At 50.9% G+C, this 26,076-nt stretch carries 24 protein-coding genes; 15 read left to right on the top strand and 9 right to left on the bottom strand.

From position 1 onward, the window contains the following. Positions 1-517: 517 nt before the first annotated feature. Complete coding sequence (locus ABFD83_01400; protein MEN6355720.1) at positions 518-883, bottom strand: hypothetical protein; 366 nt, start codon at positions 881-883, stop codon at positions 518-520. Positions 884-1,111: 228 nt separating this feature from the next. On the opposite strand from ABFD83_01400, the gene ABFD83_01395 reads away from it, so the two are divergent. From ABFD83_01395 to ABFD83_01360, 8 genes are all read left to right on the top strand, one after another. Beyond that, positions 1,112-1,798, top strand: coding sequence for a response regulator (locus tag ABFD83_01395; GenBank protein MEN6355719.1), 687 nt, complete (start codon positions 1,112-1,114; stop codon positions 1,796-1,798). Between the two features lie 3 nt (positions 1,799-1,801). Beyond that, positions 1,802-3,565, top strand: a complete 1,764-nt coding sequence (locus tag ABFD83_01390) for an ATP-binding protein (GenBank protein MEN6355718.1) — start codon at positions 1,802-1,804, stop codon at positions 3,563-3,565. An 89-nt stretch (positions 3,566-3,654) separates the two neighbouring features. Beyond that, positions 3,655-4,701 (top strand): phosphate ABC transporter substrate-binding protein PstS, encoded by a 1,047-nt coding sequence (gene pstS, locus ABFD83_01385; protein ID MEN6355717.1) that lies wholly within the window; start codon positions 3,655-3,657, stop codon positions 4,699-4,701. 168 nt (positions 4,702-4,869) lie between these two features. After that, positions 4,870-5,832: a phosphate ABC transporter permease subunit PstC gene (pstC, locus tag ABFD83_01380; protein MEN6355716.1), complete on the top strand. Its 963-nt coding sequence runs from the start codon at positions 4,870-4,872 to the stop codon at positions 5,830-5,832. Further along, entirely contained in the window at positions 5,829-6,680 is an 852-nt protein-coding gene (pstA, locus tag ABFD83_01375) for a phosphate ABC transporter permease PstA (GenBank protein ID MEN6355715.1), read from the top strand. Before pstC ends, pstA begins: the two co-directional genes overlap by 4 nt. Continuing rightward, positions 6,677-7,432: a phosphate ABC transporter ATP-binding protein PstB gene (pstB, locus tag ABFD83_01370; protein MEN6355714.1), complete on the top strand. Its 756-nt coding sequence runs from the start codon at positions 6,677-6,679 to the stop codon at positions 7,430-7,432. The genes pstA and pstB overlap by 4 nt, the downstream gene beginning before the upstream one ends. Before the next feature lie 138 nt (positions 7,433-7,570). Beyond that, positions 7,571-8,251, top strand: coding sequence for a phosphate signaling complex protein PhoU (gene phoU / locus ABFD83_01365; protein MEN6355713.1), 681 nt, complete (start codon positions 7,571-7,573; stop codon positions 8,249-8,251). A gap of 51 nt (positions 8,252-8,302) precedes the next feature. Then, entirely contained in the window at positions 8,303-8,821 is a 519-nt protein-coding gene (locus ABFD83_01360) for a peroxiredoxin (GenBank protein ID MEN6355712.1), read from the top strand. Here the strand turns inward: ABFD83_01360 and ABFD83_01355 are convergent. Beyond that, positions 8,756-9,763, bottom strand: a complete 1,008-nt coding sequence (locus ABFD83_01355) for a phosphodiester glycosidase family protein (GenBank protein MEN6355711.1) — start codon at positions 9,761-9,763, stop codon at positions 8,756-8,758. The two genes, ABFD83_01360 and ABFD83_01355, sit on opposite strands and share 66 nt — an antisense overlap. Positions 9,764-9,930: 167 nt before the next feature. On the opposite strand from ABFD83_01355, the gene ABFD83_01350 reads away from it, so the two are divergent. Next, positions 9,931-11,013 carry an AI-2E family transporter gene (locus tag ABFD83_01350; GenBank protein MEN6355710.1) on the top strand — a complete coding sequence of 361 codons (1,083 nt, stop codon included), beginning with the start codon at positions 9,931-9,933 and terminating at the stop codon, positions 11,011-11,013. Between the two features lie 6 nt (positions 11,014-11,019). Here the strand turns inward: ABFD83_01350 and ABFD83_01345 are convergent, their stop codons facing one another. Beyond that, the gene (locus tag ABFD83_01345; GenBank protein ID MEN6355709.1) at positions 11,020-11,244 is read right to left on the bottom strand and encodes a hypothetical protein; all 225 of its coding nucleotides are present in this window, start codon (positions 11,242-11,244) and stop codon (positions 11,020-11,022) included. A gap of 101 nt (positions 11,245-11,345) precedes the next feature. Between ABFD83_01345 and ABFD83_01340 the strand changes: the two genes are divergently transcribed. Next, positions 11,346-12,170 carry an amidohydrolase family protein gene (locus tag ABFD83_01340; GenBank protein MEN6355708.1) on the top strand — a complete coding sequence of 275 codons (825 nt, stop codon included), beginning with the start codon at positions 11,346-11,348 and terminating at the stop codon, positions 12,168-12,170. Here the strand turns inward: ABFD83_01340 and cobA are convergent. From cobA to hemC, 3 genes are read right to left on the bottom strand one after another with little or no spacing between them, the layout of a single operon-like run. Then, positions 12,159-13,670 carry a uroporphyrinogen-III C-methyltransferase gene (gene cobA, locus ABFD83_01335; protein ID MEN6355707.1) on the bottom strand — a complete coding sequence of 504 codons (1,512 nt, stop codon included), beginning with the start codon at positions 13,668-13,670 and terminating at the stop codon, positions 12,159-12,161. The two genes, ABFD83_01340 and cobA, sit on opposite strands and share 12 nt — an antisense overlap. Further along, positions 13,663-15,297 (bottom strand): L-aspartate oxidase, encoded by a 1,635-nt coding sequence (gene nadB, locus ABFD83_01330; GenBank protein ID MEN6355706.1) that lies wholly within the window; start codon positions 15,295-15,297, stop codon positions 13,663-13,665. Before nadB ends, cobA begins: the two co-directional genes overlap by 8 nt. Beyond that, entirely contained in the window at positions 15,298-16,242 is a 945-nt protein-coding gene (hemC, locus tag ABFD83_01325) for a hydroxymethylbilane synthase (GenBank protein MEN6355705.1), read from the bottom strand. Between the two features lie 429 nt (positions 16,243-16,671). Between hemC and ABFD83_01320 the strand changes: the two genes are divergently transcribed. From ABFD83_01320 to feoB, 4 genes are all read left to right on the top strand, one after another. After that, complete coding sequence (locus ABFD83_01320; GenBank protein MEN6355704.1) at positions 16,672-17,067, top strand: BlaI/MecI/CopY family transcriptional regulator; 396 nt, start codon at positions 16,672-16,674, stop codon at positions 17,065-17,067. Further along, positions 17,064-19,022 (top strand): M56 family metallopeptidase, encoded by a 1,959-nt coding sequence (locus ABFD83_01315; protein ID MEN6355703.1) that lies wholly within the window; start codon positions 17,064-17,066, stop codon positions 19,020-19,022. Before ABFD83_01320 ends, ABFD83_01315 begins: the two co-directional genes overlap by 4 nt. Positions 19,023-19,187: 165 nt before the next feature. Then, positions 19,188-19,946, top strand: coding sequence for a metal-dependent transcriptional regulator (locus ABFD83_01310; protein MEN6355702.1), 759 nt, complete (start codon positions 19,188-19,190; stop codon positions 19,944-19,946). Positions 19,947-19,959: 13 nt separating this feature from the next. Then, positions 19,960-21,999 carry a ferrous iron transport protein B gene (gene feoB, locus ABFD83_01305; GenBank protein MEN6355701.1) on the top strand — a complete coding sequence of 680 codons (2,040 nt, stop codon included), beginning with the start codon at positions 19,960-19,962 and terminating at the stop codon, positions 21,997-21,999. Between the two features lie 184 nt (positions 22,000-22,183). Here feoB and ABFD83_01300 read toward each other — a convergent pair whose 3' ends face one another. From ABFD83_01300 to ABFD83_01290, 3 genes are all read right to left on the bottom strand, one after another. Continuing rightward, positions 22,184-22,978: a hypothetical protein gene (locus ABFD83_01300; GenBank protein MEN6355700.1), complete on the bottom strand. Its 795-nt coding sequence runs from the start codon at positions 22,976-22,978 to the stop codon at positions 22,184-22,186. Positions 22,979-23,064: 86 nt separating this feature from the next. Next, on the bottom strand, positions 23,065-24,336 hold the full coding sequence (locus ABFD83_01295; GenBank protein ID MEN6355699.1) for a hypothetical protein: 1,272 nt from the start codon (positions 24,334-24,336) through the stop codon (positions 23,065-23,067). A gap of 152 nt (positions 24,337-24,488) precedes the next feature. After that, a complete protein-coding gene (locus ABFD83_01290) occupies positions 24,489-25,760 on the bottom strand; it encodes a DUF1835 domain-containing protein (GenBank protein MEN6355698.1) in 1,272 nt (423 codons plus the stop codon). A gap of 61 nt (positions 25,761-25,821) precedes the next feature. Here ABFD83_01290 and ABFD83_01285 point away from each other — a divergent pair. Beyond that, the coding region (locus ABFD83_01285; protein MEN6355697.1) for a hypothetical protein at positions 25,822-26,076 on the top strand (255 nt) is incomplete at its 3' end.

Raw genomic sequence — 26,076 nt, 5'->3', positions numbered from 1 at the left:
CGTCCATTTATTGCTCCTTTCAGAAACTTTGAGCGGTTCCTGAAACTGAGCATGATGGACGACTCCAGCATATGTCAAACTATGGGAGTCTCCCCGGCAAAGCCGGGGGTTTACCCTTATCAATTAGCGTTATCGGCACGTCTCAGATGTCATTAAACTTCTGGGAAGCCCTTTCCTGCTAATCCTCACTTCGTGAGTTTCTTGACGATTTGAATTTTTGTGATTATGAGACAGCTTCGTATTCTCCGAAGCGGCTGCACGGGGCTTCGGGACATTCGTCCGCGAAGCATCTGCAAAACGCAAAATGAAGATGTGTCATAAGAAAAATGTCCTCCATATTATAAGACGGCTTCTAAGGCAAAATGTGGTTAACAGACCATGGTATTTTAGCTAAATGTTGTTCACAGGTTGTGAATACAGATATTTGGTTTCTAATTGATAGGGTTTAGATACTATGGCTTCGGGGCATATGCCCGCAAAGCATCAGCGGTTGCTGTGCTGTGCCGAAGCATAGAAACTACAAATACAGCAAGAATGTTGCATGTCCAATAAATACTGCAGCCACAATTACGGATGTAGACCAGTGCCATTCGCGCTTACATGATTTCACGGCACTGACAATTAGGCAAAGTGTTGCGATTGATAATGTCAGGTATTGTAGATGCCAAACAACCATGACTAGCCCCATAACCATGTAGGCAATAGATGCTACTGCAAATAAGAGTATGCGCCACGCTGCTGGGTCTATGTCTGAAGATACACCAGCGAAGATCTTCTTCATCAAGAGAAGAGCTGTGAGTGCCAACAGGCAAATTGCCGCAATAATCAGGCAAATAGTTCTGACAATTTTCTCATTGTTCAGTATAGCGTTGTTTAACCTCAAAGCCTTGCGCCTCCACGCGGGCACCAGTCAGAAGTATATCATGGCAAGTAGGCACAATCAAACAAATCCACTGGTCCAGTGTCTCCACCAACTGGAGGCATTATATCCCTCACCATGTGGGTCTTAACCGCAGCAATTGACCTCCTGCACTTACCGCCGTAGAATATCCTAACGCTTTCCTAACAAAGATATGATTCAATATACATGTGCTTATCGGGAGTGATCTCAATGCCTAAAGAAAAAGTGCTGATAGTTGATGATGAGGAAGAAATCCTGAGGCTGGTCGACTATAACCTCGCCAAAGAGGGATATTTGACGTGCACGGTCACTACAGGTGAGCAGGCGCTAATCGAGGCGCGGACAGGGATGCCTGACCTAATCATGCTAGACCTGATGCTGCCCGGTGTAGACGGGCTTAACGTATGCCGCATACTGCGCTCAGACCCGATAACGAAAGCGATACCAATAATTATGCTCACAGCGAAAGGTGAGGAGTCGGATATTGTGACGGGTCTCGAACTCGGCGCGGATGACTATATAACCAAACCGTTCAGCCCAAAAGTGCTTATCGCGCGCGTGAGGGCAGTGCTTCGCAGGGAAAAAACCGAACCTGCAAAGGAATCGGATATCATCACAATCCACGGCATTCGGATCGACCCCGGCAGGCACCTGGTCACAATTAACTCTGAAACGGTTGATCTGACACTCACTGAGTTTCGTATACTCCATGCGCTCGCCAGACGTCCGGGATGGGTATTTACCCGATATCAGATTGTCGAGTGCTCAAGGGGTGAGGAATCTGAAGTGACGGATAGGTCGGTGGATGTCCACATCGTCTCACTGAGGAGAAAGCTCGGCGAGGCGGGCGAGTATATAGACACAGTGCGCGGGGTCGGTTACAGGCTCAAGGAGTAAACAATGCGCAGGAAACCGCTGTTATGGAAACTATTCCCCGTATATTTTGTTATCACTCTTGTATCCGTGCTGCTTATAGCATTATACGCATCCGATGCTCTGCGCGAGTTCTATTACTCTCAAGTTGAATCAGACCTTGAAGTCAGGACCAGACTCCTCGCGAAAGATATCGGGCCTGTGTATACATCCGGCTCGATTCACAAGCTCCGTTATGACGTCAAACGACTCGCCAAGACCTCAAAAACCCGCATTACTGTGATCTTACCTAATGGAAAAGTAGTCGCGGATTCTGAATCTAACCCGGCTGCAATGGAAAATCACTCAGACAGACCAGAGTTTCGCGAAGCTCTTGCAGGTAAGGTTGGAACTGCAAGGCGCTTAAGCCCCACCCTGCACTTCACGATGGTATATCTTGCCGTCCCGATCAAGAATGGTGATCAAACTACCGGAGTCATACGCACTGCGCTCGCAGCGACGGCTCTCGACGCGGCTCCTGAGACAATATATCGTCATATATTTTTCGGCGCACTGCTTATTACGCTGTTCGCGGCTATCGCGAGCCTGCTGGCCGTGAAATGGATCGACAATCCGCTGCTGCGAATGAAAGAGGCCGCAGCTCGATTTGCAGGCGGCGACTTCAGCTCGCATATACCGACATCCGATACAGAAGAGTTTGCAAGCCTTGCGGATACGCTCAACCGCATGGCAGCGCAGCTAGATATGCAGGTGCGCACTATCACGCAGAAATCCAGCGAGCAGCAGGCAATTCTATCGAGCATGAAAGAAGGGGTCATAGCAATCGACAACGACGATAGGCTGCTGATACTAAACCCTATGGCCGAGCGGCTGCTTGGTGTCGACCTTATATCGATCAAGGGAAAGACCATTCAGGAAGCGATCAGAAATGTCTATTTACAAAAGTTCTTCGAGAAAGCTCATATAAGCCCGGCTCCGGTAAATGACGAAATAGTCTTCAGACCCGGCATTCTAATACAGGCGATGGGAACTGCTCTGCTGGACGCGAACGGGATGAAGATAGGCGTGCTGGTTGTCTTGAACGATATCACACAAACGCGCAACCTCGAAAATATGCGCAAGGAGTTCGTTGCCAACGTCTCTCATGAACTCAAAACCCCGATCACATCCATTAAAGGGTTTGTTGAGACACTCCGCGAGGGCGCTATCAAAGACCCCGAAAAGGCAGGCGATTTTCTCGAGATAGTCTCAAGGCAGTCTGAAAGGCTCGATGCTATTATTGACGACCTTTTGGCGCTCTCTCGAATCGAGCAGAAAGTGGAGTCAAAAGAGATCGAAATGGAAGTGAGCAGTATAAAGGACGTGATGCTTGCGGCCATGGTAAGCCTCCAACCCAAGGCAAAAGAGCAAAATGCCGAGATCATTCTGGAGTGCGACGAGGACATATCTGTCCGCATGAATGCTCCTTTGCTGGAGCAAGCCGTCACCAATCTTGTAGACAACGCCATAAAATACAGCCCCAGTGGAAATGTGACAATAAGGTCCGAGCGGATGGATCATGAGGTCGCAATACGGGTAATTGATACTGGTGTGGGGATCGAGCCGGAACATATCCCAAGGCTATTTGAGCGGTTTTATCGAGTGGACAAGGCCAGGAGCAGAAAAATGGGCGGCACCGGCCTGGGGCTGGCTATCGTCAAGCACATAGTGCAGGCTCACCACGGCAGGACCGAAGTCCAAAGCAAACCAGGCAGCGGGAGCACGTTCTCGATAATACTGCCGTTGGGTTAAATTCATACAAATATTGCACCGTCCTTGCACTATCTTAACAATTGATCTGTAAGCTTAGCTACAGATAGTTTGTTAAAGGAGGAGATTGTATGAATCGACGTATTTTGTATCTGACATTTGCTGCGACGATGGCCGCTCTGCTCATCTGCGGTTGCGGAAAGAAAGGCCCTGTAGCGGTTAACGGGAAAAAGTCGGTTACCGTAAACGGCGCAGGAGCCACATTCCCCTACCCTGTCTATGCGCTTTGGGCGGACAAATACAACCAGATCACTGGAGTCAAGATCAACTATCAGTCTATAGGTTCAGGCGGAGGCGTACAGCAGATTAAGGCCGGGACTGTCGACTTTGGCGCATCGGATGCACCGCTCACCGCCGAAGAACTCGACAAAGCGGGCCTCATACAGTTCCCGATGATTATGGGCGGGGTCGTGCCTGTGGTCAACTTGAAGTCAATAAAACCGGGCGAGCTTAACCTGTCACCGGAAACAATCACCGGCATCTACCTCGGCAAGATAAAAAAGTGGAACGATCCGGCCATTGTCAAAGAGAACCCATCTCTTTCGCTTCCTAATAAGGACATCACAGTGGTCAGCAGAGCGGACGGCTCCGGGACTACATGGATTTTTACCAACTACCTCGACAAGGCTTCAAAAGACTGGCATGCAAAGGTCGGGTTCGGCAAGGCCGTCAACTGGCCGGTAGGTGTCAGAGGCAAGGGCAACGAGGGCGTGGCAGCGTATGTCCAACGTCTTGAAGGCTCCATAGGTTACGTTGAATATGCCTACGCTCTGCAGAGCAAGATGACCTATACAAAACTCAAGAACAAGGCAGGAAAGTATGTTACGCCGTCGATTGAATCATTCCAGGCGGCTGCTGCAAATGCAGACTGGGCAAAAGCGCCCGGATACTACGTCGTGCTCACTGACCAGCCCGGCGAAGAGAGTTGGCCTATAACAGGCGCGTCATACATAATCATCCACAAAAAGCAGCCGGACAAAAAGATCGCAAAGGCTATGCTTGGTTTCTTCGACTGGAGCTATCAGCACGGCGCGGACATGGCTAAAAAGCTCGACTACGTCCCTATGCCCAATAACGTGGTGAAGATGGTCAAGGCTAAGTGGAAGAGTGTTCGCTAGTTTAGAATTGGAGTTGTGCGTTGCTGGAGCAGACATTTCGCATTTTGTCATTCCCAACGAATGTGAGGAATCTGCTTTGTGCAAGCGTTTCAAAAGCAGATTTCTCGCTGTGCTCGAAATGACATGATTGGTATGTTTGCAGTAGATTACGGGTTATGAGATCAGCGTATGGCAACTAATATAGATACAATCAGGCAGGACATCGAACTGGCGGCACCTCGCAAACTGACAGCGAACCGGCTCTTCAGAGCAATCACAGCCGCATGCGCGGGCACGCTGCTCGTCTTGGCGGTCGGAATACTATTCGAGCTTTGGCGAAACTCTCAGATGGCCATAGGCAAGTTCGGGTTGGGTTTTCTGACTTCCACAAAGTGGGACCCTGTCTCAGGCGAGTTCGGAGCGCTCTCCAGTATATACGGGACAGTGATCTCCACACTTATCGCTCTTTTGATCGCAACACCCATGAGTGTTGTGGTAGCGCTGTTTTTGGTCGAACTGGCTCCAAAGAAGCTCAGCGGGTTCTTCGGGACAGCAATTGAACTTCTGGCGGCGATACCGAGCATTATATACGGCATGTGGGGACTGTTTGTATTTGCGCCGTTTATGGCGAACCATATTCAGCCGTGGCTGGGTAAATACCTCGGGTTCAGTGCGCTCTTCCAAGGCCCGCCGATGGGGATCGGCATGCTCACAGCCGGGATGATACTCGCGCTGATGATACTGCCGTTCATATCATCCGTAATGCGCGATGTGCTGCAGATGGTCCCGGCAGTTACCAAAGAGTCGGCGTACGGGCTCGGCGCGACAACGTGGGAGGTCACCAAAGATGTCTCGATACCGTACGGCCTTCGCGGGATGGTGGGAGCGATATTTCTGGGACTCGGGCGAGCGATAGGCGAGACGATGGCCGTCACATTCGTGATCGGCAATGACCATAAACTGGCAGCCTCGCTCTTTGCAAGCGGCAACACTATAGCGTCCACTCTCGCTAATGAGTTTACTGAGGCGTCCGAGCCGATATATCTGAGCGCTTTGATCGAACTTGGGCTTGTGCTGTTTTTGATCACAGCTCTGTTTCAGATAGTCGCGCAGATCTGGCTTAAGCATGCAGCTAAAGGGAGTGCGGCATGAGATCTCGATCTGTGACATCTCGCAAAATGACTAACCTTGCGGTCACAATTATTGCCGGATCAGCCGCTGTCCTGGGGTTGTTTATGCTGAGCTGGATATTGATCACAATCGCAATGCGCGGTTTTGCGGCCATCAACTGGCAGTTCTTTACCGACCTACCCACACCACCCGGATCAGGCGGCGGAGGATTGGCCAACGCCATAGTCGGCACGATCATGATCACACTTCTCGCGACAGCAATAGGAGTCCCGATAGGCATTCTCGCGGGAATATACCTGGCTGAGTTCGGGCGTGACAGCAAGTTCGCAAGCTCGGTACGGTTCGTGGCTAATATACTGATGGGCGCGCCGTCGATTGTGATCGGAGTGTTTGTCTACACACTCGTCGTGATCCCCATGAGCGGATTTTCGGGCCTGGCGGGCAGCATAGCTCTTGCTATTATCATGCTGCCGATTGTCACGCGGACCACTGAAGATATGCTCAAGCTTGTACCAAACTCTCTGCGCGAATCGGCGCTGGCTCTGGGCGCACCCGAGCACAAAATGATCTTCCAGATAATATTCAGGGCGGCCAAAAGCGGCCTTATTACCGGCGTGATGCTTGCGGTCGCCAGGGTGAGCGGCGAAACGGCTCCGCTGCTCTTTACAACGCTCAACAGCCCGTATTGGAGCCTTTCGATGACAAAGCCGATGAGCAACCTTACGGTAACAATATTTAACTACGCGATGTCACCATACGCGGATTGGCAGGCAAAAGCATGGGGAGCGTCATTATTGATAACTGCAGGTGTGCTGTTGATGACACTCACGGCGCGGTTTCTGGTCAAGGACAGGAGAGTGCGCCGATGAACAATAAGATATCTGTGCGCAATCTCAATTTCTATTACGGCGCTCATCGGGCGCTGAAAGATAACAGCCTTGATATTGCCGAGAACCGCGTGACGGCTATTATAGGGCCGTCCGGGTGCGGTAAGTCGACTCATATCAGGTGCTATAACCGGATATACGAGCTGTATAAGGGCCAGTCGGCGACAGGTGAGATCATACTTGACGGCAAGAACTTGCTCGACCCGGATGTAGACCTGATCGACCTGAGGATGCGCGTAGGTATGATCTTCCAGAGGCCCAGTCCGTTCCCGATGTCTATTTACAATAACGTTGCTTATGGCCTCAGGCTTCAGGGCAAAACCAATAAGAACGAGCTTGACGGCCGCGTTGAGCTGGCGCTTCGCAAAGCTGCCATCTGGGACGAGGTGGAAGACAAGCTCCACGAGCCCGGCACGCACCTGTCGGGCGGGCAGCAGCAGAGGCTTTGCATAGCCAGGGCTGTTGCAGTAGAGCCTGAGGTACTGCTTATGGACGAACCTGCTTCGGCGATAGACCCGGTCGGGACGACTAAGATAGAAGAACTCGTTGCCGAGTTAAAGGAGCTGTATACGATAGTAATCGTTACGCACAACATGCAGCAGGCGGCAAGGATTTCGGACTACACAGCGTTTTTCTTTGAAGGCGAGATCGTGGAGTTCGGCGAGACAAAAGAGATGTTCACTCGTCCGCACAAGCAGCAGACAGAAGACTATATTACCGGAAGGTTCGGATAAGATTTGCGAAGCTGCGGGAATTGGGCTGGCGGTACCAATCGGATATTGCATATGATCACTTTAGTAGCTGACTGATGAAATGGGTCCGGGCTCTTAGCTCTCCACTCTCAGCTCTCAGCTACTCTGAAGGAGCACAAGATGAGCACACATCTGCAGCGTGAAATAGATAAACTCAAGAAAAAGATACTCTTTATGGGCGCGGAGGTCGAGGACTCGCTGAGCAAGGCTGTTGAGGCGCTTGTTACGCGCAATTCCCTTTTAGCAGAGGAGGTCATAAAAAGTGATGAAGACATGGACCAACTCGAAGTCGAGATAGAGGAGGAATGTCTGAAGATACTGGCTCTCCACCAGCCCGTTGCAATCGATCTGCGCTATGTGATTGCAATCCTCAAGATCAACAATGATCTGGAAAGGATCGGCGACCTGGGTGTCAATATTGCGGAGAGAGCGGCATATTTGTCGTCGCGCGCTCCGATAGACCTGCCTCTGGACTTTCGAGGCATGGCCGAAATGACTCAACTTATGCTCAAACGCAGCCTCGATGCTCTTGTAAATATGGATACTACACTTGCCAGGCAGGTCCGCGCGTCAGATGACGAGGTCGACGCGATGAACCGGCATATGTATAAGCTCCTGGAAGACTACATACGCGAAAACCCTGACAGAGTGTCCGAGGCTTTCCACCTTTTATCGACGTCACGCCATCTTGAGAGGATCGCCGACCAGGCCACAAATATCGCAGAGGACGTCATCTATATGAGCGAAGGAGAAATAGTGCGCCATCAGCCCGAAGTATTTAACGACATGGAGATTAGATGAGCTTGTCGCCGGGTATGTATGCATTAGCTTACAACCCGGAGGTAAAATGATATGATTCAAGTTGGACAAACTGCACCCGACTTCGAGCTGGACGGAGTGGTTGACGGCAAATTCGAGAAGGTCAAGCTGAGTACGTATGAGGGCAAATGGATCGTCCTGTTCTTTTGGCCGTTGGACTTTACGTTTGTGTGTCCGACCGAGGTAACTGCATTCAGCAAACGTTTAGATGAATTCAAGTCGCTTGGAGCCGTAATCCTTGGCGCAAGTATAGACAGCACATATACTCATCTGGCTTGGACACAGCAGATTGGACCGATTCATTACCCCATGCTCTCAGATATTAACAAAGAGGTCAGCCGTCAATACGGTGTGCTCATTGAGAATCAAGGGATCGCCCTCAGGGGGCTTTTTGTGATCGACCCCGAGGGCGTTTTACGTTATCAGGTGGTTCATGACCTCAATATCGGACGCAATGTTGATGAGGTCATTAGAGTAATCAAAGCCTTACAAACGGGTGAGATGTGCCCGATCGACTGGAACGAGGACGCCCCTACCCTTGGCAAGGGTTAGATCAGGTGCAGGCGCGACCTCGTTAATATCATACAGCGCAAACAATGGTCTGGCGGCGGACGGCAGGCAAGCGGTAAATCCCAAAGCCTGCCTCCGCTGCTCATATGGCTCCCAGAGGTTCATTCGATTTTCCATCTCACGGACTTCACGCTCGACTAACTCCCAACGGGAAACCACGCGCGGTTGATTGTGTACCTCAATTATATTCGTAAGCAGCCTGCCGGGATATCGAATTACTTTGCCATGATAATACATTGCCGAGGACGTCCCGCCGTCCAGGCTCACTGCATCTGTCGCGCCCAATGTCTTCATAATACCGGCAAGGCGTCCGAAAGTGATCGGAGTGCTGACGGATACCAGCAGCAGCTTGTTGTTGCCTGTTACGCCCATCGCCATTCTGGTGCGATAGCCGAACAGACCCGGATGTCTGAAACCCTCACGCGCCGGATTGAGAGCATATGCGCCATTTGCAAGAAGCAGCGGACCGGTGCGGAGACCTGTCCCGACGCCAGCCCAGTTAAACTTTTCACCCTTGCGTGTGGCATTGAAGGTCACTTTATATCCGTTGTCACATGCGATCCCATCGGATTTGATAAAGCAGACGGCTGTGCCGATTGCGCTCTCATATGCGGGTTTACCCTCGATCACGATGGATCCTACCGGGTAGAGCGTGCGGGTGTCGAAATAGGTGCCGGTTACGGCCGCCTCGGGAGCGTGGCGCTTTACCATGCTTAAAAACGACTCACTGGTGGGAATGCCCTTCTCAGGGAGACCGATTGTAACCTGGACATCGGGGTCGTTGAGGTTAGCAGTGATGACATGCGTGCGAGCGCCTTGGATACGCATCTTTTCCAGATTCACGCTGCCCGGATCGGAGTGCGATATGAGCGGCGCCGATATTACAAGCGCTGCAAAGAAAGTGAAGAACCAACGTGCTTTCATAGGTCCGCACCTCCTTGCCGGCCATTGCACTTCGTCGTCCGATCATCCCTGGTGCGGGCGGCCATGCGGCCGGGGATCGTAATACATGAGCTTTCTCACTTATTAGACGATTTGAAAGTCCTTAAGGTTCACATTTGGCGAATCATATGTGAAATAGGTGATCGACAATGGGCGCTCAGGGACTGACATTCAAAGACCTGCGCAACGCGATACTCTTCGCTGCGTTCATATATCTTGTCGTCATCTTTATCAAAGATATTGTGGACGTAATACTTGTGCTGAGCATTACCGGGCTGCTGGTAGTATCGCTGGATCCATTCGTGACCTGGCTTGAAAACCGCAAAATTCCCCGCTCGGCAGGCACAGCCATTGTAATCATTGCGCTCTTGGGCATAGTAATCGGGCTGACATACCTGATAGCGCCTGTCGCCGGCAGACAGTTTACACAACTCGCTGGGGACCTGCCGACTCTTCTGGAGAAGATCAGCAGATGGTTTGCAAGTTACTCAGAGCGCTGTCCGACACTCGCTCGACTTGCTCCTGAATTTAACCCAAGCACTCTGCTGCAGTTCGCCAAACCATTTTTAGGCGGAATAGGACGCGCCACCGGCAGCGGAATACTTGCAGTCGCGGCTGCAATCGTAATCCTGGTGACGACTGTTTATTCACTCATCAATCCCAAACCTCTCATAGAAGGTTTTCTAAACACACTGGATGCGGATGGAAGAGCAAGAGCAGCAACGGCAGGCAGACGCCTTGCGGTCCAGATCAGAGCATGGGCGCGCGGGACGATATTTGCTATGTTCGTCATATTCGCTCTGACATGGTTTGCGCTCTCTGTGTTGGGCTTCAAACAGGCGCTACTGTTTGCGGTAATCGCGGGGATTCTTGAGATTGTGCCGGTTATCGGGCCTATTTTGAGCGCTGTGCCGCCCGTACTTGTCGCGCTGGTAACAGACCCCGTGCTGGCATTGTGGGTCGTTGGGTCATTTATAGTGATCCAGCAATTTGAAAACCATGTGCTTATTCCGATTGTGATGTCGCGGCAGGTTCAACTGCACCCGGTAACTGTTATATTCTGGGTGCTGGTGATGGGCGCTCTATTTGGGCTGATTGGGATATTTATCGCAACACCGACGGCGGTGTCGGCAGGCATACTCTACGACGAGCTGTATCTATGCGAATACAGAGGGATATGCCGTGAATCGTCAGAGAAAGAACCGAACTACGAGGAAAACACCGAAGAATAATTCACCTCAATTTTCGGAAACCAGTTCAATAGCTTCTTCGAGCTTTACCCATATAACGTCACCATTGTGTGAAACGTAGAGCAGCTTAGCTTCTTCGGCTACATCAAGCAGTCTGCCTTGTCTTGTCTCGTATTCGACCTGACCATTCTCGGCACGCACAGGAAAACGATAGGTCAGTTTGAACTTTTCGTCGGCATCAAGACGCGCGGCGACATCTGAAATGTCAATCAAAGCTTCCTCCAGCGACAAACCATACTACGTATACTTCCGTGTCGATAAGAAGTTATATACCGGTCACGAAATATCCTCCCTGATTATGATAAAATAGATATATGCCATGCGATCAGACACAATATTTCGGTAAAGTAATCGACTTCCACGTGCACGTCTATCCGGACAATGTTGCACAGCGAGCTATTGAGAACGTCTACAGTGCCAATAACCTCATGCCTGCTTATGACGGGACTATTGTAGGCTTGCTTGACATGTTGGAAAAAGACGGTGTGAGACTAGCAGTCATTGCGCCGATAGCCACTAAATCCAGCCAAGTCGAAAGCATCAACGACTGGGCCGCATCCCATACCGACAGCCGCATAATCTCATTCGGCGGCATTCATCCGGGCTATAAAGATGTAGACGGCCAGATAGAGAAAATCATTTCATCAGGGCTGCCGGGAATTAAAATTCACTCGAACTGGCAGGACACATATGTCGATGACCCGAAGATGTTTCCGATCTACGAAGCTGCGCAGGGCAGATTGATCTTAACACTTCATGCAGGCAATGAAAGCACGCCGTTTGAGATACAAAGGGCGACTCCCGACAGGATACTTCGCGTCCACCAGAACTTTCCCAATCTGACGATCAACGCAGCGCACATGGGCGGATATCTGATGTGGGATTTGGCTGAGGAATATCTGGTCGGTAAAGATATTTATTTCGACACGTCCGCCTGTTTTGGCCGTGGAATCTCGAAGGAACAGGCTTTCAGGATAATACGACGCCACGGCGCTGAGCATATTCTCTTTGGAACGGATGCGCCTCTGGACAGACCATCGGCCATAATAAGACACCTTATGGAACTCGGCCTTACTGACGATGAGATGGAACTCGTACTTTGTAAGAATGCCGAGAGGCTGCTTGGGTTAAGCAAGTAAGGCCTGCACCAGACCCTCGATTGTGTAATCTTCGGCGACAATATCCGGTTCCAGGCCGTGCGCTCTCGTTGCTTGCGCAGTGATCGGGCCGATACATGCGATAGTTATATTTTTGGGAAGTTCAATATTACCGGCAAGCTCTATAAAACTATTAACAGTAGAAGTGCTGGTTAGTGTAACTATGTCTAAGTTATTGGCTGATAGTTGCACGCGCAGGTCTTCAGTGCGATCATAATTTGTGACCGTTTCATACACCGGCGCGACAACTACTTCAGCACCTTTGGCTCTTAAGCCCTCGGGAATTACATCACGCGCATTCAGGGCTCTGGGAATGAGAATAGACTTGCCTCTCACATCTTCGGGGAACTGGTTTACGAATTCCTCTGCGACATACTTCGACGGCACATAATCGACCTTGAGTTGAAATGCCCTGAGAGTGTTGGCTGTTTCAGGACCTATCGCAGCCAGTTTTGCATTGCCGATAACGCGAATGTCTTTATCAAGCAGGATCAGACGTTTCATGAATCCATATGCACCGTTAACACTAGTGAAAATGATCCAATCGAAACCACCCGGCTTTTCGAATGCGGCATCTATCAGAGAATAATCAGGAGGAGCTTTGATCTTGATTACTGGGACTTCGACTACATACGCGCCAAGTTCCAAGAGCATTTCAGAAAGCTCACCAGCCTGGTGCTTATCTCTGGTCACAAGTATGCGCCTGCCGAAGAGGGGTTTCTTCTCAAACCAGGAGATCGTCTCGCGGAGATTTACAACCTCGCCTACGACTGTTACCGCCGGAGGCCTAATCTGCTCGCCCTCGCACTTTCGAATAATGTCATCGAGAGTGCCTGTTACAGTCCTCTGAGATGTGTGGGTCCCCCATTGAATCACCGCGACCGGGGTCTTAGGGTCGCGGCCATTATCGACTAAGCTCTCAACGATATGCGGCAGGTTCTCAATCCCCATCAAAAAGACCAGAGTGTCGACGCCGGTCGATATCTTGTCCCACTTGATATCTGAATCGGACTTATCGGGAGACTCATGACCTGTGATGACTGCAAATGAAGACGCGAGTGACCTGTGAGTGACGGGAATACCTGCATATGCCGCGGCAGCCACGGATGAACTCACACCGGGCACTACCTCGAACTCGATCCCGGCTTCGGCAAGCGCAACAGCCTCCTCGCCGCCCCGGCCGAACACAAACGGGTCGCCGCCCTTGAGTCTGGCTACACTCTTACCCTGCTTCGCCTGCTCGATCAGGACTGCATTTATCTCGTCCTGTGTAAGTGTGTGATCACGCGACTCTTTGCCCGCGTAAATTATCTCCGCGCCGAATTGCACATGTTCGAGAAGCAGAGGATTTGCCAGCCTGTCTGTGACGACGACATTACATCGCCGGAGCAGTTCCAGACCCCGAACGGTAATCAGCCCAGGGTCGCCTGGACCCGCTCCGATCAGATACACCTTGCCTGTCATTGAGCGCTTGTCAGCCATTTGTGGGAGCCATTTCGGGCAGGTTTTGCCCGTTCTTGACGAGTATTGTATCGCGCTTGAAGTTGGCATCGTCGAGGTCCGGGTAATCCAGGTTATAATGCAGACCCCGGCTCTCCTTGCGCCACAGTGCCGACAGAATTAAGAGTTCGGCTGTAAGAGCCATATTTCGCACTTCGAGCAGCCTCGCTGTGAGCCTGCCCGAGACATATAACTCATCCGCCTGACGCCGGATATCTCGGATTTCAGCCAGTGCCGTCTCAAGGCGCTCGTTTGTCCTGACTATGCCGACATATTTCCACATCACTTTCTGCAATCGAGCGATCATCTCCTCAATCAGAGCAGGGTCGATGCGCTTATTGTGTTTACCTGCCGGGAACTCATCCACATCGGCATAATCGATAGAGCCGATCTTGTGCTCGACATCAAGGCTCGCGCGTCTGGCAAACACAATCGCCTCCAAAAGCGAATTGCTGGCAAGTCTGTTCGCGCCGTGAACTCCCGTGCAGGACACTTCGCCGCATGCATAGAGGTTTTCAATAGAGGTGCAGCCGTTTGTATCGACCACCACACCGCCGCAGGAGTAATGCGCCGCCGGTACGACCGGAATCCAGTCGCGAGTGATATCGATCCCGGCTTTCAGGCAGCTCTCATAGATATATGGGAAGTGATGCTTGACCATCTCAGGATCAAGGTGAGTAACATCCAGATATACGCACTCATCACCGCTCTTTTTAAGCTCTGAGTCTATCGCGCGCGCAACAACATCTCGTGGGGCCAAACATCCCATTTCATGATATTTCTCCATGAATGTCTCGCCGCTGCCAAGACGCAGTATACCGCCCTCACCCCTTACGGCTTCGGATATCAGGAACGAGCGCGCGCCCGGTTCAGGGTTTTCGACATAAAGCGTGGTCGGGTGGAACTGTATAAATTCCAAATTTGCGATCACGGCACCTGCACGGTACGCCATAGCTACGCCGTCACCTGTCGCGATGTCGGGGTTTGTCGTGTGCAGGTAAATCCTGTTCAGGCCGCCTGTAGCGAGCATGGTGACCTTTGCGCGAAAGCTCATAACATCGCCCGTCTCGGAGTCGAGAACGTGCGCGCCCCTGCAGACGATTTTATCGCCCACGCGCTCAGTAATAAGATCGATTGCATGGTCGTGCTCAAAGACACGTATATCATAATTGCCCTTCACCTGAGAGACCAGCGCGCGCTCTATCTCGCGGCCTGTGAGGTCGGCGGCATGGACAATGCGCCTTGTGGAGTGTCCTCCTTCACGGCCCAGATCGAGACGGGTCGGCTCAGGTGAAGTCGAAGAACGAGTAAACCGGACTCCAAGCTCCATAAGCTCCCTGATGCGATCCGGTCCCTCCTCTACGAGTATCTCGACCGCATCTTCATGACAAATAAATGCTCCAGCCACATGAGTATCTCTTATGTGCGCATCAAAAGTGTCGTTGGGGTCCATGACGGCGGCTATCCCGCCCTGGGCGTAGTTCGTGTTCGATTCGGTGTCGCTCTTTTTAGTGACAAGCGCAACATGACCCGACTCCGACGCCCGCAGCGCAAAGCTCAGACCCGCAATCCCGGTGCCCAGCACCAATACATCTACATCAATAATCAACTATCCAGCCGCTCCAATATCATTAGTCGCTCCCCGCCTTGCTTCCTCAAGTAAACCTTCTGCGCCGGCACTCAACAATTCATCCGCTACGCGCCTGCCGACGTCTTCCCATTCGTCGATATTGCCGCTCAAGCTTCTTCTGATCACGCGCGAACCGTCGACAGCCGCGACCATCGCGTCAAGTGTCAATATCTCATTGATCTCACGCGCATTCGCCCCGACTGGTGTCCGGCAGCCCGCTCCCAGCGCGGCTATCAAAGCTCTCTCGGCTCCTAAGCATCGGCGAGTTTGAGCATGATCCAGGCTCGATACGATATCCGCTATATGATCTCCAACTCTACACTGGACAGCCAGTGCGCCCTGCCCTGCCGCCGGGATCGAGATGTCGATGGAGAGAGCCTCACTAATTCGGGATTCTAGGTTCAGGCGGCGAAGTCCTGCACAAGCCAGGATAATTGCGTCATATTCGGGCCCGCAAAGCTTCTTGAGGCGTGTGTCGAGGTTTCCCCGGAGATCGAGAATATTCAGATCGGGGCGCACATGAAGTATCTGTGCCCGGCGTCTGGAGCTGCTCGTGCCGACCGACGCGCCTCGGGGCAGTTCGCTCAACTTCCCAACTTTGGAGATGAGCGCGTCACGTGGGTCCTCACGCTGAGTATATGCAGCAATACAGAGGCGTTTGTCCATATCTGACGGCAGGTCCTTGGCGCTGTGGACGGCAAGGTCAATCTCGCCCTTTATCAGAGCCATCTCGATCTCTTTAACAAAAAGCCCCTTGTCGCCTATTTTTGCCAGGGGGGAGTCGATAATCTTGTCGCCGGTGGTTTTTATGACCTCTATACGGCAGGAGATGCCAGGGTTTGCCTCAATAATACGGCTCACCACATATCGCGCCTGCCACAGAGCCAGTTCGCTCCCTCTTGACCCGACAACTATCTCTTTCATTACAGACAATTATACAGTAGTCGGAATAAGCTAACAAGCCAACTATGCAGGGCGAACGCATCAAAATGCTATTCACCTTGTTTTGGCCTCTGCGGTTAAAACCGCGGCTAAGAAAAACACGAAGTGTCCCTTTGGACACTGAGATTTCAGTCGGCGAAGGCCGACTTTGTGTATTTGTAGCCGTGACTTTAGTCGCAAAGGCACCATTTTGCCAAACACAAAATTAAGATGCGTTCGCCCTGGCCGACCATGCCAACACACATAGCTTGTTGCCGTAAGACAATGCTCGAAATTTTACCAAAGACCCGTGATATCACCATGGCTCTGAAAGAAATTATAATAAAAAGTTAGCCGCATGCTATTGACTACTTATGTAGTCCGATATATACTGACAGTGACTACATTTGTCGTCCAAAGGAGTGCAACAACATGGGCAGACAGCCGATTGGAGACCATGAGTTGGAGGTCCTGCAGTATGTCAGCGATCATGCGCCTATTACCGTCAGAGAAGTTACCGAGCATTACGGCAAACCGCGAGGGCTGGCAAGAACAACAATCCTTACCGTTATGGAACGCCTGCGCAAGAAAAAATATATAAGACGCGAAAAAATAGAGGATACATATCATTACTCGCCATGTATGCCAAAGCGCGAGTTATTGAGAGGCCTGCTGGAAGACTTCACCCAGCGTGTGTTGGGCGGGTCTGTCCAGCCACTGGTAGCCTACCTAGCCCAGGACGCTCAACTGAACGAAGAAGAGCTGGACAAACTGCAAGACATCATCAATACAAAGAGACATCAGCCAAAGGAGGAGGACGTGCAATGAGCAGTGCGATATTGAAATGCATCAGCGACGCCTGGATGGACGCGGCTTGGAAGATATTGTGGCAGGGTTCTCTATCAATTGTCATCATCTGGGGCATATGCAGGTTGTGGACTAAAATGCCGCCTTTTTTCAAAAGCTGGCTTTGGCGACTGGTCTATCTAAAATTGCTGATTACATTTGTCTGCATTGCGCCTTTGCAGGTGCCAATCCCGGCGTCTGCTCTCTCGAAACCCACGGTTGCGGTAAAGAGTGTGCCATTGACACAACCAAAGCAGGCAAAAGACATCAACATAATGTTTCAGGCTCCGACGCCTGCCCATAAAACTGTTCCATTACATCATGACGCCAAGCTTCCAATATTTTCCGTGTTGCCGGACATTCTGATGGCGGTTTGGCTGGTAGGAGTATTGTTGTGGGCTCGACGATTACTTCGAGAATTGAATACGGTTCGCATTCTGTCGAGTGAGTGTATTCCGATAGATGATGAGCGCATTCTGTCTGACATGGCGCAGTTGTGCGCGCGACTTGGCATTCGTCGAATCCCGAAATTGATGATGCATCACACTTGCGGGCCAATGCTGGTCGGGCTGTGTCACCAGACAATTATTCTGCCTGATCGTGTTCTGAAGCAGATGAGTAAGGACGATTTGAGACCGGCCATTGCGCACGAACTTGCACACCTGAAACGCCATGATTTACAGTGGAATATGGTGGCTTCGATAACACAGGGACTCTGCTTCTTTAACCCATTGATAGGATTGTCGCGCCGCGAGTTCGCCTTAACACAGGAGATGGCATGCGATGCTATCTCTATTGAGACTATAGAATTGGGATCGGAATATTATAGCAAAACACTCCTTGCGATAATCCGGAATTGTGTGTCGAGCCGCCCGACAATTGCTGCCGCCGGAGTTGGAGAATCATATCACGCTCTTGAGAGGAGATTGATTGAAATGAGCCGGAGTATTGTTCTGTCCAAACGCAACAAGATAATTTTCGTAACTGCACTGATCGTGCTTGCGATAGCGATCCTGGTGCCGTGGAAAGCCAGGATGCAAGCGCAAAACAACATACATATTGTATATAAGTCGGTATGGTCCAGACCTGCGCTGCCTAAGGAATACGTCGACAATCATATTGCAGGCATGCACAAAGAGTTGCTGAGGCAATGGGGGCCTAAATGGACAAATGGAATGAGTTATACCGAAAAGGTGTTCAAGGCTGATTGGAAAAAACGTTATAAGTCTCAAGCTAACGAGGTGGGACATGCGGAGTATTGGGGAACGCCAACAAAAATGGTGTGGGTGTATGATCGCTTCGGCGGCAGTTACTTTACCTCATACAACGGTAAATACGTGTTCCAGGGGCAACAAGTATATGGATTGCGCCCTCATCAAAAAGACGAAGGTAGCGGATATCTCCTTGTCAGTGACCTTGACAGAGGACGCCTTGAAGAGGCCGTTCCGTATCTGGGTTTCGTTCAGCCCGGCCTATTATTTTATAATGCAAAAAGACAGATGACCCCGGATGCCTCCGGTTGGGAAGAACGCGCTAGACTGGGCCCGGAGTATGTTTATCATTACAATCATCTGCGGCAACCAGTATCTCTTGAATTGCGTATGGGTCGGATTGTTCATGAAAGGTATGAGTTCAGCAATTATGTCAGATTCCAGGGTATCGACTATCCCAAGACTGTCGTTCAAACTCGTTATCTGTTTGATGGAGGCAAACCATGCGTTTTTGAAGTTACAACATACAAAGCAATATCAATTGATAACAAGCCCTTGAGCAAGAGCTTTGACGTTGAACGTCCACCGAAGGGCGTGCGAGTTCAGGATTTGCGCCACGAATTTACCAGTGATCCTGGCCGTGGGCTCAATTACACATACAAAGACATCAGACACACGGTAACTGAAACAAGCGCGATACTGGCTGCTAAGAAAAATAAACGGTAAGTACTAAACTCAGTGATTTCGCTGCTCGAACGCTAACAGCGAAATCACTGATATTTCTCCTCATATCGCAACTACCTCAATTTTTCTATTGACACTAATTCCCTGAACATGGTATAGTTAGGTTAGTCTAACTTAGGGATGCCTAACAGTAAAGGATGTTCAGAGATGGCAGATAACCGCGTTTCGCTCTCACGCTCTATGGAAGACTACCTTGAAGCGATCTACAACCTCAAGATCAAAAATCAAGTGGCACGCATTAAAGATATTGCTCACCAGATGGAAGTCAAAATGCCATCCGCCACAGAAGCGATCCGCTCACTCGTCTCAAAAGGTTTCGTAAAGCACGAGCCGTACGAAAATGTCGAGCTTACCGACCAGGGACTGCACATAGCCAGAGACATAGTACACAGACACAGCGCGGTCAAGGATTTCTTGGTAGGCGTGCTTGGTTTGAACGACAATGACGCCGAGGAAGAAGCATGCGGAATCGAGCATGCCATCCGGCCCGATACTCTGGAGAGGCTGCTCAAGTTTGCGGAGTTTGTGCGAGCATGCGATGATAATCAATCCCTCAGACTGGCTCATTTCCAGCATTACATGAAACACGGAGCATACCCCGATGACTGCGACTTGTGCCGCGCCATTCGCAATGGTCACGGTCATCATCATGGAAGAAGTAAGCACGCGGGTATCATCACAACAACAAAGCTTAGCGACCTCAGCCCAGGCTCAAAGGGACGGATTGCGTTTGTGTCGGGCCACGGGCCTATCAGAAGACGGCTTATGGAGATGGGCGTAACATCCGATGCCGACTTTGAAGTAATCCGGGCAGCCCCATTCGGTGATCCGATAGAAATCAGGATACGGGGTTACAATTTGAGCCTGCGAAAGAGCGAAGCTGAGCACGTCGAAGTCCAGTTATGATATGGGTTAAGAGTTGAAAGATACAACACAGGAAAAAGAAATAGTAGTCGCGCTTGCTGGAAACCCGAACTCAGGCAAGACGACTGTCTTTAACGAGCTGACGGGCGCGCATCAACACGTAGGAAACTGGCCGGGAGTCACGGTAGAGCGCAAAGAGGGAGTCATCCACAAGCACGGTCATACTCTCAGGATCGTCGACCTGCCCGGCACATACAGCCTTGCGGCAAGATCGCAGGAAGAAGTTGTCGCGCGAGACTTCTTGATCGAAAACCATGTGGATGTGATTGTGAATGTGGTCGACGCTGGAAACCTCGAACGCAATCTCTACCTCACAACTCAGCTCCTCGAACTCGGAATTCCGATGGTAGTTGCGCTCAACATGATCGACATGGCAGAGCGACACGGCCATAAAATCCACCTGAAGAAGTTCTCTGAGCTTTTAGGCGCGGCGGTGGTACCGACTGTCGCTCACAGGGGTGAAGGACTGGACGCAATTATCGACCAAGCCATCACTCAGTCGCAGTGCAGTATTTGTGACCCGCCCAGAAGCGCGCGGCATAACCCCGAGGTCGAACTTGAGATCAGCAAATTGCAGGACAGACTCGCACTTATCCCCAACAGCTCTGTCCCGACTCGGTGGATTCTTATTAAAGCTCTGGAGGGCGACCAGACCGCAAAGGACCGGCTCGCCAAGTGCTCGAAAAAAGGCGAGGATGCCATAGCAGAAGTCGAGAAAACCCGGCGTCATCTGGAAGCGCACTTTGGTGATGACCTGGAAGCGATAATAACCGACGGCAGATACGGCTTTATAGGAGGTCTGCTGCGAGAGGCCGTAACGCATACGGACACGCACGATGTCACGACGACCGACAAGATCGACAACATAGTGCTTAATCGTATTCTCGGCATCCCCATCTTCCTGGTCCTTATGTGGCTGACATTCAAGCTGACATTCAATATCGGCGGGATATTTTCGGGCTATATCGACCATGGTGTAACCGCACTGAGCGCATGGGCATCCGCCGCTCTGCCGCCCGGACCGCTCTCGTCACTCATCGTGCATGGCGTGATCGCAGGTGTCGGCGGGGTTATCGTATTCGTGCCAAATATCATAATCATATTCATTATCATATCCATACTCGAAGGCTCAGGCTACATGGCGCGCGCGGCGTTTCTGATGGACAGATCGATGCACATGTTCGGCCTGCACGGCAAGTCTTTCATACCAATGCTGATGGGCTTCGGCTGTAACGTACCGGCAGTAATGGCAACCCGGACCCTGGAGACCTACGAGGATCGAATCCTCACCATACTTATCAGTCCGCTGATGTCCTGCACTGCCCGTCTGCCGATCTACATACTTTTTACGGGCGCATTCTTCTCACAAAGCGGCGCCTGGGTGATCTTTTCCATATACGCCCTCGGTGTGATCCTCGCTGTGGTATCAGGCAAGATATTCAGAAAGACACTGTTCTCAAAATCGGCGTCACCGTTTGTAATGGAACTGCCCCCGTACAGACTCCCTACGCTCAAAGGAACTATGATCCACGTTTGGGAGCGCACTTCGCTGTTTGTAAACAAGGCCGGGACTGTCGTTCTCGCAGCATCGGTAATTATCTGGCTGATGGGGTCAATGCCGTGGGGAGTGGAGTTCGGCAGCGCAAAGAGTGTGGTCGGGCATGTTGGCCGCGCGCTGGAGCCTCTGGTGCGGCCATTAGGTCTAGATTGGAGAGCAGCCGTAGCCCTGCTGATGGGTCTGGGCGCGAAGGAAGTCGTGGTAGGCACTCTGGGTGTTCTTTTTGGCTTCGGACACGGCGTGGGCGGAGAGAAGGGCCTGCAAAACGCGATCAGCCACGCATTCACACCGGTTACGGCATGCACGTTTATGGTATTGAGCCTGATCTACATACCCTGTATCGCCACCATAGCGACCATCAAGCGTGAGACCAACTCCTGGAAGTGGACATTCTTCTCCATCGGCTATTCACTGGCTCTGGCATATGTGATGGGCTTTGCCGTATATAGACTCGGGTTAATGTTGGGGTTCAAATGAGCGTGATTTTGCAGTGGATTATTGTCGGAATACTGATTGGATTGGCGACAGCCTATCTTGCCAGGCGGATGGCGAGATCGAGCAGAGGCGAATGCTCTGGCTGCAGCGGCATGGAGCATCCTGACTGCACGAATTGCCCGTTGGCTCAGTCTTCATCAACTGGTAAAAGTCAAAGCAAGTTGCCTCAGGAAAAATCAAAGTGAAATCTACCGTCACCGCCGGCATATCCTTCGATTTCTCTTATGTGATTATATTCCGGCAGACGCGCCAGGCAATTACGGACAATATATTTGGCGATGGGATTATAAAGCTTGTCGTATTCTATATTGTAACTATAGCTTCTAGTTAAATGATGAACTAAAACCGGCTCATATCTTTTTATCTCTGAAATCGCTATAGGCAGGTCTATGTCCGTCAATGTGAGCCAGTAATAAAATGTTGTGCCTGAATGCCTTTTCTTTCCTTTGGGCTTGTTGTCTATTTCACCACGGATGCCCTGTGTCAATTTGTTAATCCATTCCTCCTCTTCTGGAAATGCACCAGCTAAGAACCGTAAAGCGACGATAGAGGCTTCAAAACATTCTCCCGTTGCGCAGAATTTCCCAAAGCAGGTTGTGAGAAGCCGCTCTTTGGTCTTAACCAGCATGTTTTTGACAGTATCATCATCTGCTCTCCAAATAGCCAGCAAACGCAATATCTCAAGCTCATAATGATTTGCTGAAAAGATATGCGTCTTGGGCATGACTCCATTAATAGTAATGAGCTTTTTTCCGTTGTTGTATGGCGGGATAAAAAACAACGGATACATTATTCGCCCGTCGTTGGGTGCCTTCACAGCCTTGTGAAATCGCTCAACTACACTCTTGCTGCTGACAGCTGATAACAATCTGTTTGTTATGTCATTCTTCTCTTTATCTGTAAAATGCTTACCTTCTATAAGCTGCCAGTTCGTTTTGCATAAAAGCTCGTGAGGATTCATTTTCCCGCTCCATTTTTCTCTGTGCTCCGAAACAAAATGTACGTCTCGGAGCACAGAACTTGGTCATGCTATCTCGATATTGCTCGCTATATAGTTGACGCCAATATCTGCTCACAAAGCCTCAAGGCCTCGCGTTCAAATCCAACAACTTTTCTAAGCGAATCGACCTGAGCTTGACGCATATTAGAAGTCCAGTCATCAGCGCCAAAACTCTCGCCCTTTGGCGCATACTTCTCGCACCTGTTAAGCTCTGCGACTATCCGGCTGTATACACCTGCGAGATTCATAAGCAAGCCTCTGTTTTCAATACCGATTATATCGGCGTGGTTCGCCAGGTAATGTGCGGCGGACTTGCGCGCGTCAATCAGCGAATCCAGTACGAATCGGTTCACGCTTGCATGCCTGCAATAACTGTCGGCGTCATTGGGATCAAAGCGTGCTTCGTCGAGCAGATCGGCAATCCAGGTTTCCAATCCTTCAATGCCGCGCTTATATGAGCATCCGCCCCCCGAAACAAAGCCCTCTCCGCGTGCATATGTGATCGCGATACGCAGAGAGGCAAGCAGACTATAATGACGACTGCGAGGCGGTTTGCGCTCGCCTATTATGTAGTTGAGCCAAGGCAGGCGCTCAGTCCGCGAGTAGTTATCGCCCGGGTCATCGAAGTAGGTCCTGCACAAAAGCGTTCTGCCTTCATCGGCATACCCGGTGATTACGCCCCACTCTGCTGCGCTAACAAGATCTATGCCCAGTGCAGGACGGCCTTCATCTATGCTTTTTACGAATGCAGCCCTTGTTTCGCTTTCACCTTCAGCCCAACCACATTCAAAACCGAGAGCATCCATTGCTGCCTGTCCATGATCATAACCGAGCATCCCATCAACACAACTCCAGTCCCAATTCGGGTGAGCGAAACAGAACCGGAACGCAGCGCCGCTCAGTCCCATCAAATCATCGTAGCCGACCGGCTCTCCTATGCGGTTGAGTGCCCGCAGCAGAGCGCCAATGAATGTGCATTGGCCGGGATTGTCCCAACTCAGTTTTAGAACGCCATCTATCCATACTTCTCCATCATGCCGATGGATAACAATACGGCTGTCCATAATCGCTGATTGCTCGACATGCTGCTTCATTGCATTCCAACTACTGAAGCCGTAATCGAGTGCGAGTGCGAACTGAACCTCGTTTAACTTCACATCAGCAGCTAGAATTTGGGCGTCGGACGCGTGGCTGAACCGATTCAGCCGACGCAGAACCGGGCATGCGGCGGCATCGCCCTGTTGTTGAGACTTGAGCAGGCTCTTGGCCTGACGTTTGAGGTGACCCAGATCGGGCCGTGGCGGTAAATTTGTGGTCATTTTGACCTCCTTTCGCATCGCGCCTGTGGTCTGCAACTTCAGGCTGAAAGAAGGTGCCGATTTTCGCACTCTAAAGGTGAACTGAGTTCTTCCCGCAGACCAGGTGGCGTCCTTCAACGCCACCTGGATATTATCATGGGACTATACGCTTGTCAAGGACAAAACAAAGCAGGCCGACTAACCAGCTTTTTATTCTCTTCGTCCCACCGCCATGCAGACTCCACGCCGGATAAATGAACCCCACCAAGCCACTGGTCGATGCCGTTAATATGAACCCAGTCGGCTCTTCCGTCGAGCACATCGCGTCCCATATCGGTTAGATACAGGCTCAACTTGCCTACGGGCCATTGCTTACGACGGCTGGGTATATTCTCCAATCCCTCAATTTTTATCAAAGGACTGGGCCCATTTGCCAGTGGTTCGAGACGATTGAACAGCATGATATCGCCAAAGTACGGCGGGTCTTCCATATCGGATACATGCCAAAACACATCACTATATTTATGATAACCCTGTGATATTACCTCAAGGGATGCCTGCTGTTCGCGGCCAAGGCCATTGCGCACCGATGGAAACCTCTGCAGGTGACGCTTGAACGCAGAGGCTATGTATGGAAGCGCGGATGTGTCTTGCGACAGGAAGTCCTCTATCGCAGTCGGGTCGCCTGAGCGATATGCTCTCCATGCCTCTCGGCCAAGGTCCAACTCACGTCTGGTCACCTCGTGCCTTGTATCCAGTAATGAAGCCATCTGGTCAGGTCTGAGTTCCCCCAACCCCTTAAACCTCGGCATGCCGGGATACTCACCAATACAAATCAGGCTCAGCTTCGTATTACCCATATCACGATGCGAAAACCAGTCCAGGTGATGGACCAATATCGTCTGATCGAACAGGCACGCGTCAAACCACAATACCACCTCTTCATAGTCTGGATACTCATCGAGTTGGTTGTACAAATTGCGGAAACTCGCGGCGGCATTCTCAGGATTGTCGAACCAGTCTATGAATGTATCTGAGCGAAGTTTGAACCACGCATCATCGATTGGAACGTCGGGCACTGGTCCTTCGCAAAAAGCGTCATACCAGACTCTTACCAGGCCAGGCACGCCGCTTCTTCTCAGGCTCTCCGCCGAAATGTCGCCGCACTGGAGATGCAGGAACCGCCTTTCATCTTGTTTGACTATAACAGCGTCTTTCAGCGCGTTCCAGCTTGCAAATCCGTAATCCATAGCAAGGGCATACTGCGCCAGGGTAAGCGACAGTTTTGCGCTCAATATCTCCTGATCCGAAAGGCTGGAAAAGCAGTTCAGGTGCCGAAGTATCGTGCATACTCCCGGGTCGCCTGAGTCGTGGGATTTGAGAAGTGTTTTCGCCTGCTTCTTGAGATTCTCAAGGCTGGGCCTTGCGGGTAATGATTTGGTCATATCGACCTCCTTTCAATATGCGCCCGCTGTCTGCAAATAACAGGCTGAAAGAAGGTTAATCTTGAAACAAGTAACTGGTGGGCTTAGCCCTTTCCGCAGACCTGAGGCGTCCATCACGCCCAAGGTCAGAATATACTATGATCGTGTGTCTGTCAAGTGGAAAAAGGCAGGGCGAACGCATCTTAATTTTGTGTTTGGCAAAATGGTGACCTTGCGACTAAAGTCACAGCTACAAATACACAAAGTCGGCCTTCGCCGACTGAAATCTCAGTGTCCGAAGGGACACTTCGTGTTTTTCTTAGCCGCGGTTTTAACC

The organism is Armatimonadota bacterium (assembly GCA_039679645.1).
Taxonomy (GTDB): Bacteria; Armatimonadota; UBA5829; order UBA5829; family UBA5829; genus UBA5829.
Note: the sequence above shows the minus strand (reverse complement) of the source record. Positions and strands in the feature narration are given on the sequence as shown.

What these genes read in the sequence shown, in the direction of transcription:
- ABFD83_01395 (MEN6355719.1), top strand. Translation starts at nt 1,112, where the DNA reads ATGCCTAAAGAAAAAGTGCTGATAGTTGATGATGAGGAAGAAATCCTG.
- ABFD83_01390 (MEN6355718.1), top strand. Translation starts at nt 1,802, where the DNA reads ATGCGCAGGAAACCGCTGTTATGGAAACTATTCCCCGTATATTTTGTT.
- pstS (MEN6355717.1), top strand. Translation starts at nt 3,655, where the DNA reads ATGAATCGACGTATTTTGTATCTGACATTTGCTGCGACGATGGCCGCT.
- pstC (MEN6355716.1), top strand. Translation starts at nt 4,870, where the DNA reads ATGGCAACTAATATAGATACAATCAGGCAGGACATCGAACTGGCGGCA.
- pstA (MEN6355715.1), top strand. Translation starts at nt 5,829, where the DNA reads ATGAGATCTCGATCTGTGACATCTCGCAAAATGACTAACCTTGCGGTC.
- pstB (MEN6355714.1), top strand. Translation starts at nt 6,677, where the DNA reads ATGAACAATAAGATATCTGTGCGCAATCTCAATTTCTATTACGGCGCT.
- phoU (MEN6355713.1), top strand. Translation starts at nt 7,571, where the DNA reads ATGAGCACACATCTGCAGCGTGAAATAGATAAACTCAAGAAAAAGATA.
- ABFD83_01360 (MEN6355712.1), top strand. Translation starts at nt 8,303, where the DNA reads ATGATTCAAGTTGGACAAACTGCACCCGACTTCGAGCTGGACGGAGTG.
- ABFD83_01355 (MEN6355711.1), bottom strand. Translation starts at nt 9,763, where the DNA reads ATGAAAGCACGTTGGTTCTTCACTTTCTTTGCAGCGCTTGTAATATCG.
- ABFD83_01350 (MEN6355710.1), top strand. Translation starts at nt 9,931, where the DNA reads ATGGGCGCTCAGGGACTGACATTCAAAGACCTGCGCAACGCGATACTC.
- ABFD83_01340 (MEN6355708.1), top strand. Translation starts at nt 11,346, where the DNA reads ATGCCATGCGATCAGACACAATATTTCGGTAAAGTAATCGACTTCCAC.
- cobA (MEN6355707.1), bottom strand. Translation starts at nt 13,670, where the DNA reads ATGGCTGACAAGCGCTCAATGACAGGCAAGGTGTATCTGATCGGAGCG.
- hemC (MEN6355705.1), bottom strand. Translation starts at nt 16,242, where the DNA reads ATGAAAGAGATAGTTGTCGGGTCAAGAGGGAGCGAACTGGCTCTGTGG.
- ABFD83_01320 (MEN6355704.1), top strand. Translation starts at nt 16,672, where the DNA reads ATGGGCAGACAGCCGATTGGAGACCATGAGTTGGAGGTCCTGCAGTAT.
- ABFD83_01315 (MEN6355703.1), top strand. Translation starts at nt 17,064, where the DNA reads ATGAGCAGTGCGATATTGAAATGCATCAGCGACGCCTGGATGGACGCG.
- ABFD83_01310 (MEN6355702.1), top strand. Translation starts at nt 19,188, where the DNA reads ATGGCAGATAACCGCGTTTCGCTCTCACGCTCTATGGAAGACTACCTT.
- ABFD83_01300 (MEN6355700.1), bottom strand. Translation starts at nt 22,978, where the DNA reads ATGAATCCTCACGAGCTTTTATGCAAAACGAACTGGCAGCTTATAGAA.
- ABFD83_01295 (MEN6355699.1), bottom strand. Translation starts at nt 24,336, where the DNA reads ATGACCACAAATTTACCGCCACGGCCCGATCTGGGTCACCTCAAACGT.
- ABFD83_01290 (MEN6355698.1), bottom strand. Translation starts at nt 25,760, where the DNA reads ATGACCAAATCATTACCCGCAAGGCCCAGCCTTGAGAATCTCAAGAAG.